The sequence below is a fragment of the Wolbachia endosymbiont of Drosophila nikananu genome (assembly GCF_028981865.1).
Taxonomy (GTDB): Bacteria; Pseudomonadota; Alphaproteobacteria; order Rickettsiales; family Anaplasmataceae; genus Wolbachia; species Wolbachia pipientis_B.
The window spans coordinates 254-8,912 of record NZ_JAPQLL010000073.1; the positions used below are offsets into that span (position 1 = coordinate 254).

At 36.1% G+C, this 8,659-nt stretch carries 6 protein-coding genes, 1 tRNA gene and 2 pseudogenes; 4 read left to right on the plus strand and 5 right to left on the minus strand.

Going from position 1 to position 8,659, the window contains the following annotated elements:
- Positions 1-313: 313 nt before the first annotated feature.
- The 4 genes from mnmG (at position 314) to OZD67_RS05865 (ending at position 4,808) form a co-directional block, all read left to right on the plus strand.
- Positions 314-2,248 (plus strand): tRNA uridine-5-carboxymethylaminomethyl(34) synthesis enzyme MnmG, encoded by a 1,935-nt coding sequence (gene mnmG / locus OZD67_RS05850; RefSeq protein WP_182183157.1) that lies wholly within the window; start codon positions 314-316, stop codon positions 2,246-2,248.
- Between the two features lie 5 nt (positions 2,249-2,253).
- Positions 2,254-3,930: an aminopeptidase P family protein gene (locus tag OZD67_RS05855; RefSeq protein WP_182183159.1), complete on the plus strand. Its 1,677-nt coding sequence runs from the start codon at positions 2,254-2,256 to the stop codon at positions 3,928-3,930.
- A 119-nt stretch (positions 3,931-4,049) separates the two neighbouring features.
- Positions 4,050-4,415, plus strand: coding sequence for a hypothetical protein (locus tag OZD67_RS05860; RefSeq protein WP_182183161.1), 366 nt, complete (start codon positions 4,050-4,052; stop codon positions 4,413-4,415).
- Positions 4,416-4,667: 252 nt separating this feature from the next.
- Positions 4,668-4,808: a hypothetical protein gene (locus OZD67_RS05865; protein WP_182183163.1), complete on the plus strand. Its 141-nt coding sequence runs from the start codon at positions 4,668-4,670 to the stop codon at positions 4,806-4,808.
- A gap of 43 nt (positions 4,809-4,851) precedes the next feature.
- Here the strand turns inward: OZD67_RS05865 and OZD67_RS05870 are convergent.
- From OZD67_RS05870 to OZD67_RS05890, 5 genes and pseudogenes are all read right to left on the minus strand, one after another.
- Positions 4,852-5,485: pseudogene (locus tag OZD67_RS05870) on the minus strand (IS110 family transposase); the annotation flags it as partial.
- A gap of 333 nt (positions 5,486-5,818) precedes the next feature.
- Positions 5,819-5,890, minus strand: a tRNA-Cys gene (locus OZD67_RS05875).
- A 5-nt stretch (positions 5,891-5,895) separates the two neighbouring features.
- Positions 5,896-6,792, minus strand: coding sequence for a class I fructose-bisphosphate aldolase (locus tag OZD67_RS05880; RefSeq protein ID WP_182184070.1), 897 nt, complete (start codon positions 6,790-6,792; stop codon positions 5,896-5,898).
- Positions 6,793-6,856: 64 nt separating this feature from the next.
- Positions 6,857-7,054 (minus strand): annotated as a pseudogene (locus OZD67_RS05885) (hypothetical protein); the annotation flags it as partial.
- Entirely contained in the window at positions 7,055-8,401 is a 1,347-nt protein-coding gene (locus tag OZD67_RS05890; RefSeq protein WP_182184072.1) for an IS110 family RNA-guided transposase, read from the minus strand. It lies immediately after the preceding pseudogene.
- Between the last annotated feature and the right edge of the window lie 258 nt (positions 8,402-8,659).

Genomic DNA, 8,659 nt, shown 5'->3' on the forward strand with positions numbered 1-8,659 from the left:
ATAAGGTGCACATAGTGCAAAAAATTAAAAATAAGACGCCAACTACGTTGTTTTCTTGCTGTTTAATCTGCACAGATGAAGATAGCTGAATACCTTCAGTTTCATGATAAGGGGGCTGGCGGGGTTTGTCAAGTAAGTTTTTGTATTTAATCCGTTTCTATAACTTGGATACCAGTGCCTGCTACCTGGCTCCCGGTTATAATGTTCGTGTGGTTATGTCACAGCACTGGGTAACAGGAGAGGTATCACTATAAAATTTGACATTAACCGTTGATAATCGGAATATTAGTAGAGTAGAATTACTCAAAAAAGCATGCATAAATATGACGTAGTAATAGTAGGTGGTGGTCATGCAGGGTGCGAAGCTGCTGCTGCGGCAGCTCGCCTTGGTGCAAACACGCTGCTTATCACTCATAAAATTTCAACTATAGGAGAAATGTCCTGCAATCCAGCAATTGGAGGAGTTGCAAAGGGTGTTGTAGTCAGGGAAGTTGACGCTCTTGATGGAATAATGGGAAGAGCAATCGATCAAGCAAGCATACACTCAGTCATTTTAAATAGTAGCAGAGGTGCAGCAGTATGGGGCCCGCGTGCACAGGCAGACCGAAAATTATATAAGCAGGCAATACAGGAAATTATTCTAAATTATAACAATTTGACGGTAAAAGAAGAGTCAGTCGACAATTTTCTTATAGAAAGTAATGGCAATGGAAAACCGTGCATTAAAGCTGTAATAATAAGCTCGGGTGAACGTATACCAACAAGTAAAGTCATTCTAACTACAGGAACTTTTCTGCGGGGTGTGATTCATATAGGAGAGCAAACAACTCCTTCAGGAAGAATGGGAGATAAGTCTGCAGTAGAACTTGCAAATACATTGAAGAAGTATGATTTTAGATTAGGTAGACTGCGTACCGGAACTCCACCAAGGCTTGATCGTAATACTATAAACTGGTCAATATTGCAAGAACAAGTGGGTGATAACCCACCTGTGCCGTTTTCTTATCTCACAGAAAAAATTAACCAACCTCAGGTATCATGCTTTATTACCCATACTAATGAAAATACGCATAAAATAATTAGAGAAAATCTTCATAGGTCAGCTTCTTCGTATTTGGATGACATTGTTGCACCAAGATACTGCCCATCCATTGAAGTTAAAATTAATAAATTTGCAGAAAAAAGTAGTCACCAAATATTTTTAGAACCAGAAGGGTTGGATGATGATACTGTATACCCAAACGGAATTTCAAATTCATTGCCTGTTGAAGTGCAAAATGAAATGATAAAGAGTATCAAAGGACTTGAAAACGCAGAAATATTAAGGTCTGGATATGCAGTTGAGTATGACTATATTGATCCGCGAGAACTAAGCCATACTCTTGAAACTAAGAAAATTAAAGGTCTATATTTTGCTGGCCAAATTAATGGCACCACTGGATATGAAGAAGCAGCAGGGCAAGGAATTATCGCCGGAATTAACTCAGCACTCTCTGCATCTGAAAAAAAAGAGAGTTTTGTTCTTCACCGCACAGATTCGTATATTGGCGTAATGATAGATGATTTGGTCACCAAAGGGGTGATCGAGCCTTATAGATTATTTACCTCACGTGCAGAATATAGGCTAGCTATCAGGTCAGACAATGCGGATAGAAGATTAACACAAAAAGGTTATGATATTTCCCTTGTTTCGCATGAGAGATACTCTGTTTTACAGAATAAACTTAAATCCATTAAGCAGCTTGAAGAGAAGTTAGGGAGTCTGACGATTACTCCTGAGCAGCTTAGGTCTTATGGTATTAAAATATCTTATGATGGAATAAGAAAAACGGCACTAGATTTACTTAGCTATCCAAACATCGACTGGAATAAATTACAAGAAATATGGCCGGAGTTAAGCAGCGTCACACGCTGGAATGACAAAATGGGACACACCAAAGCGGATAATAGAGCTAAGAATGAAATATGCGAAGCGGTTGAAATTGAAGCAAAATACAAACCTTACCTAATAAGACAAGAAGCGGATATGAAGTTTTTACGAGAGGAAATTAACACTCAAATTCCAATTGATTTTAACTATTCACAAGTTAAAGGCCTGTCAAGTGAGGTAATAGAAAAGTTGCAGACGATAAAACCAGCTACAATTGGAATTGCAAAGCAAATACAAGGCATCACTCCCGCAGCAATAGTGAGCATATTAGTGTACCTTAGAAATAAGAAAACGAAAGTAGCTGCTAGTTTTGCGTGAGGTATATGTCAAAAATCGAAGAATTTCGTTCTTTTATGCACGAAATAAACGTTGATGTATTTGTGTTGCATACTAAAGACGAATATTTAAATGAATATTCAAAAGAGTTAACAGAGTTATGTGGCTTCACAGGAACAAATGGGCTACTTATCGTTACAAAGAGCAATAAGTGCCCATTTTTTACAGATGGACGCTATATTACACAAGCTCGCAGTCAGCTCGATCAGGACAATTTTCAAGTATATAATATACAAGAAGAGGATCCACGCGAATGGGTAAAAGCAAACTTAACATTGACCACCTCACTAGGTTACTATTTGCAATATTTTACCATAGAAGATATAAGAAAGTATGAGAATATCTGTAAATTAATACCCTGTTTAGCTGGAAAAAAAAGTGACTATCGAAAACAAGCAGTGGTTTTACATTCCATTAAATATGCTGGTGAAAGTAGCAAGAATAAATGTGAAAAAGTCGCTAAAAGCATAGATAAAGAAGCTGAAGCAGTGCTTTTAACTGATCCAAATTCAATTTCATGGCTATTAAATTCAAGAAATGAAAATGCCAAATATACTCCATGTATATTTGGCCGTGCTATATTGTATAAAAGCGGTAATGTTGATTTGTTTATTCAAGATAAAGAACATTCAACTATAGAAGCAAATTTAGGCAATCATATAAATATTTTTGATATTAGTGAGCTAGAAAATTCGCTGCACAAGCTAAATTCAATAGTTATAGATCCAAACACAACTCCAATTAGTATCATGGCTGTAATAAAAGATAAACAGGTAGCTGAAAGAGAAGATCCTTGTCTAATTTATAAAGCAGTAAAAAACCAAACTGAAATAGCTGGGGCTATAAATGCACACATTAAAGATGGAGTGGCAGTTACAAACTTTCTACATTGGCTTGAAAATAATGTTGGCAATGGAATCACTGAGCTCAAAGCTGAAGAAAGGATTTTAGAACACAGAAAAGAGCAGGGTTTGTTTAAGCAACCAAGTTTTCCAACAATTTCCGCATTTAATGAAAATGGTGCAATAATTCACTATCGTGCAAGCAGTAAGACGAATAAGGTAATTCAGAAAAGTGGACTATATTTGATTGACTCTGGTGGCCAATACCTTAATGGCACAACTGATGTGACAAGAACTGTAGTGGTTGGTAATCCGACCAATGAGCAAATAACCCACTATACAATAGTGTTGAAAGCTCACATTGCTATAGCAAGTGTCATCTTTCCTTCTGGCACTACTGGTGGAGAATTGGATATATTGGCACGTACGCATTTATGGAAATTTGGAATGGACTATATGCATGGTACAGGGCATGGAGTAGGAAGTTACCTATCAGTACACGAAGGACCACAAGCAATATCAAAGGGCAATAAAGTGAAACTCACGCCAGGAATGATACTTTCCAACGAACCTGGTTATTACATTCCGGGAGAGTATGGGATAAGAATTGAAAATCTGATGTATGTCGACAGACAAGAAAATAGCTTTTTACATTTCAAACAACTGACCTTCATTCCATATGATAGAAGGCTAATAGATGTGCAAATGCTTACTAAAGATGAAATTGAATGGATAAATAGCTATCATCAATTTGTCTATGAAAACTTAGAAAATAGCGTAAAAGATAAGGAATGGTTAAAGAAGGTATGTGACCATTTGTAAGCAAAGGAGCATTTTTTATTGTTTAAAAAGTATTAATGCAATTGTGATAGGTATTTTGTATTGTTTTTAATTTAAAAACGATATATAATAAAGAATATGTATTTTTAGGTAGATATATTATGATAGACAAAGGACAAGAAGATGAATTTATGAAGCAGTATATGGATACTTGCAAAGAGCAAATAGAAAAATTAGCTAAGGATCCTGAATTGCTTAATCAGACTTTAAAACCATTTATGCAAATGTCCCAGCAGCTTATGGCTGGCGGTATGTTAGAAGGGGCTATGCCTGGCATGGTACCTGACTTGGGTAGTATGGATGTTAACAAGATGATTGCTCAGATGAAGGAAATGATTGACTACATAAGAGGTAACTATAAGGAGCTAATAAAAGAGCATAGCTCGCAGATTCAAGAGCTTGATGAATCCAGTAAAAAGCTAAGAGGCTTAGTTAAAAAATTGATAGAAAAGAGCGAAAGTAAATAAACAATATCTAACGCAAGTCTCTTCTGTCATTCTATGTACAGCTGCATAAGTATCTAGTGACCTTACCTAGAAAAAGTAGAGAGAAAGTTAAGACGTTTTTGGAGTAAAATAAAACGTTTTTTCAAAATATGGCAAATAGAAGCAGCAGGATTCAAATTAGAAGCTGTTAAGCTGGTTAAAGAAACAGAAGTACAAAAATAGCAAAAGGTCTAGGCATAGGTGGCAGTATGTTAAGTAAATGGGTAAGAAAATATGATGGAAAAATGTCAGAAGCATATGCATTTCCAGACAAAGGCTCCTTATGACAAAGAAAGATTTGATCTAAAAAAGGAATTAGCAAGAGATGGGCTTCTAGCAGATATTCAAAAAAAGCATCCAAATGTAGATCCCTAAAATTCATGCTGAATTAAAGATATCGTCTCTGCTGTCAAACAAATTATCCAACAAAATTACAATTAAATGGTTGATTATTTTTAAGAATACCAAAAAAGACATGCATTAATTTTCGCATTAACGCAAGAACTATGACTTTTGGACATTTGCCTTTACTTGCTAGACGCTGACAAAACTTTTGAAAATGATTATTATGGTTTTTGACTACTATAGCTGGCATATAAAGAGCTTTTCGAATACGCTCAGATCCTATTTTGCATATGCAACTTCTCTTACTTACTGACGATCCCGATTGATAATGTCCTGGATTTAGACCAGCAAAAGCTGTAAATTGTTTAGCATTGTCAAAGTTATCAACTGATGGCATTTCTGCGACAACAGCAGTAAGATATCCTATACCTTTTATAGTCTTAAGGTTTTCCACCATATTTTTTAGATGTGGATAGTTGTTTATATGCTCATTAATTTCTTTTTCGAGAACAATAATTTGCTCCTCTATTGCCAAAATTACTTTAGATATAGCTTCTTTGCAACTGGAATGCATATTTTTGTTTTCCAAGCGATTTGTCTGTTGCACCTTATCATCTTTTAGCGATTGCATGCAACGCCCTCAAATGCCTCATTTCAGGTGCAATGGGCTTCCAAAGAGCAGGTTTGTTGGCGATACAAAATCTTAATGGCATTAGTGTCGCATCAGCTTCACCCTCCCTGTGAGGTATTTTAGCTCTAATGCCTCACATCATAAAGATACAAGTGTTGGCTACTTGGATGACACCATTTGTTGTAAACTCACTTTTGCTCTATGATTATCTTTTTAGATCACCTTATCTACCTTATCTACCTTATTCTGTCACTCCGCTGAACGGATACCTTTTTTTACTTAGTTTGGGTTATGCAAGAAGTCTATTGATTTTACTTATGAATAAATAATGGATAAGCTTTCTCTATAGGTTACACACTTAAAGCTACTGTTGAATTGAGCAACTTTTACAAGATATAGAAAATGAAAGAGGCCGGGACCGGAATTGAACCGGTATAAAAGGATTTGCAGTCCTCCGCATAAGCCATTCTGCCACCCAGCCATTTTTTATGTGTAGATATCCATTATATCTTTTAGCATAGATAAAGCTTCCTCCCTTTTGCGTTGAAAAGTGTTACGGCCAATAATTGAACCATTACCACCACCCTGCTTAATTTCTTTTGCTTCATTGCATATGTCATCTACTTCCTTCGATTCGCCACCAGAAAAAACTACTATTCTTTTCCCTGCAAAACAAGATCTTTTAACATATTCAATTCTTTTAGATAATGATTCAATATTTTCTGTTTCTATTTTCTCCCTTTCCAAATATTTAGTTGGAAGTTTTACTTTGATTATATTAGCGCCAAGTAAAGCTGCTATGTGCGCAGCATAGGCAATAACATCAACTGCTGTTTCACCTTCTTTGGAAAGGCCCTCACCCCGTGGGTAAGACCACAACACTACTGCAAGCCCATAAGATTTGGCTTCAGCTACGATTTCACGGGCTTCTTCCATCATATCAAAACACTTGGCAGAACCAGGATATATAGTAAATCCAACAGCCAAGCAGCCCAAACGCAGCGCATCTTTCACAGAAGAGGTTATTGCTTGATCAGAAGTCAGATTTTTTGAATGTAAGGAGTTGGAACTATTAAGTTTCAAAATAAGTGGGAGCAGGCCAGCATAGGTTGAAGCACCAGCTTCAATCATACCAAGTGGAGCAGCATATGCACTTACTTCCGAATCAACTGCAAGCCGAAAATGATAATGTGGGTCATAAGCATCAGGGTTAACTTCAAAGCTTTTTATTGGCCCGTGCTCAAATCCTTGATCTACTGGCAGAATCACTAACTTGCCAGTACCGCCAAGCTTTCCATACATGAGAATACGAGTAAGATTTGCTTTCACCCCGGGGTTTTCACTTTCGTAGTAGCTTAGGACTTGTTTTACTTTATCACTTATCACTATAATTCAAATTAAATTTAAGTTATAAATTGTAACAAAGATGAAGTTCAATACAAGGATTTTAAACTATATCAAAAGCAATTTTATTTTCTACTTTATTCATATAGATTCTTAATTTCTTTCCTTTTATTAATTTACGATTCAGTATTTCTTCTGCTAAGTAACTTTTCATCTCTTTTTCAATAAGTCTCTCTATTGGACGTGCTCCCATTTCCTTACTATAACCCATTTGTACAAGATAAGATTTCACTTCATCCTTCTAAGAAACTTCCTTAACTAGCTCCTCTTGTTGCACTAAAGTATAGCCAAATTCTCGTGCCTTTTTGATCAAATTTTTTACAGCTCTCTCCTTATATCGTGTTTCATAGTATTCCATTCCTTTTTCTACATATTCTTGTCCGTATTTGAGCATACTATAAAATATGCATGCTATTTTTCTTGCAGTAGCTGTTATTGCTTTTGGTGCTCCTAATCGTTTTTTTAATCTCCTGTAGTATGCACCCAATGAACTTTTACTATTTCCTACAGAATTAGCAGCCATTCGAAATGCATTCGCAGCACGATTAATGACTTTACGCGTTCTTGTGCTAAACACTTTTTCTCCTGTAATTTTATTGGCAGGGCTGAGTCCTAACCACGATGAAAAGTGTTTTTCTGTTGACCATTTATTATGGTTTATACCAGTTTCTGAAATTATAGTCTGTATACTTAGTATATCAAGCCCTGGAACTTTAGTAAAATCCATACCAGTTATTCGGTGCAGTTCCTCGTGCAAAGCAAAGTCAGGCTTACTTTTTCTGTGCTTATTCTTTTCCTTACTCAACTGTTTACTTTCGTTAGATTTTGTTTCAAACGTTTTGTAATAGACCTCAATATTTCTATCACATTCTGCTATTTTTTCTTGATAAATATTATATAGTTCAAATTCTTGCTTTAGCGTGAATACATGTTCCTCTCTATAATCGCCAGCTAACGCTTTTGCTATAGTAGACTGATCATTTTTTATTCGTGCATCCCTGAATTGAGCCAATTTCCCAGAATCTCTTTCGCCTTTAATTATAGCCTTGATAATTTTCATACCAGTTACTCCTGTTATATCTCTTATAACTCTATGCAGTTGTATATTCATTTGAATTAATGCCTTCTGCATACGCAGAACATGTGTAGATGCACTTTCAGTGAGGTTCTTACGTTGTCGCACGTAACTACGCAATACACATATCTGGCTATCTGGCCTAAATGACCCTTGGAGTAATCCATAACTATGTAGTTGTTGTAACCACTGACAGTCCTGAACATCTGACTTTCTCCCAGGTACATTTTTTACATGTCGCGCATTTACCAACTTAACTTCAAAACCGTAAGATTCCAGTATTTGAAACAAAGGAATCCAATATACACCAGTTGATTCCATCGCTACGGTTGTAACTTTACACTTTTTTAACCACCTTGCTAAATTATGAAGGTCTTCAGTGAAGCAGCCAAATTTTTGAACACGTTGCTCATCTCTTCTCTCGGGTATACATACATAATGTACAGCCGAACCAACATCTATCCCTGCTGCATCAGGATTCATTACCTCTAATTTACTTTTTGTCATTGTAATTGACCTCCTATAACTTATAATGAAGAAGTATTTAAGCTTGGGACGGTTAGATTATACAATCTTCTAATCGAGGTAGTCGTAATAGACTCCATCAGTGGTTTAACCGTTCCTCCAAAACCATGCTCCCAAACGGGCACTCTAGCACCATTGAGCGTCCGGTTATAACTGCAAAAATACTTCTTAATAAATTATATTTAAAAATTGTTATAGCACTGGATAAAATAGTTTCTTTCAGGTTTAACAAGATTTTTCCTTGTT

Coding starts and splice junctions, on each gene's coding strand:
- mnmG (WP_182183157.1), top strand. CDS start 314: ATGCATAAATATGACGTAGTAATAGTAGGTGGTGGTCATGCAGGGTGC.
- OZD67_RS05855 (WP_182183159.1), top strand. CDS start 2,254: ATGTCAAAAATCGAAGAATTTCGTTCTTTTATGCACGAAATAAACGTT.
- OZD67_RS05860 (WP_182183161.1), top strand. CDS start 4,050: ATGATAGACAAAGGACAAGAAGATGAATTTATGAAGCAGTATATGGAT.
- OZD67_RS05865 (WP_182183163.1), top strand. CDS start 4,668: ATGATGGAAAAATGTCAGAAGCATATGCATTTCCAGACAAAGGCTCCT.